This is a genomic window from Oleiphilus sp. HI0117 (assembly GCF_001635235.1).
On the sequence record NZ_LWGA01000383.1, the window covers coordinates 1 to 698 of the forward strand.

2 protein-coding genes are annotated in these 698 nt (G+C 43.0%); both read left to right on the forward strand.

Features of this window, described 5'->3' with window-relative positions; genetic code table 11:
• A partial coding sequence (locus A3757_RS04495) for a protein phosphatase CheZ (protein WP_197469765.1) occupies positions 1-433 on the forward strand: 433 nt, incomplete at its 5' end.
• A 13-nt stretch (positions 434-446) separates the two neighbouring features.
• Positions 447-698 (forward strand): Hpt domain-containing protein (locus A3757_RS04500; RefSeq protein WP_197469767.1); only part of this gene is annotated, 252 nt, incomplete at its 3' end.

Genomic DNA, 698 nt, shown 5'->3' on the forward strand with positions numbered 1-698 from the left:
TTATGCTTCAGGAATCAGCCAGGAAGCGAAAAAACTCAAGATGGATTGGTCTCGCTTACAGCGTAAGGAAATGAAACCTGATGAGTTTAGAACGCTGACAGCCACAATGGGAACTTTCCTTGGAAAGTTGTGTGAGGATTCAGATAAAGTAAATGATAATCTCACGCAAATACTGTTAGCGCAGTCTTTCCAAGACTTAACTGGTCAAGTGATTCAACGAGTCACCGGATTGGTTAAAGATGTTGAAGAGAATCTTGTTAATTTGGTCAGAATGGCCGGTAAGGTTGACCAGATTACAGGAACAGTCCACGAAGTAGAAAAACAAGAAACAGGCATTGAGGGTGAAGGTCCACAACTCCATGCAGAGCAACGCGAAGACGTTGTTTCTGGCCAGGATGATGTGGATGATTTGCTGTCCAGTCTAGGATTTTAAAGGGGCGTAGAAGATGGGGTTTGAAGCGGATGATGAGATACTTCAGGACTTTCTTGTAGAGTCTGGAGAGATACTCGAGCTTCTTTCAGAGCAACTGGTTGATCTAGAGCAAAATCCAGACGATAAAGATTTGCTAAACGCAATTTTTAGAGGGTTTCACACTGTAAAGGGTGGAGCAGGCTTTTTACAGTTGGATGCACTGGTCAAGTGTTGTCATATTGCAGAAAACGTGTTCGATATTCTGCGAAATGGTAAGCGAAGTCTT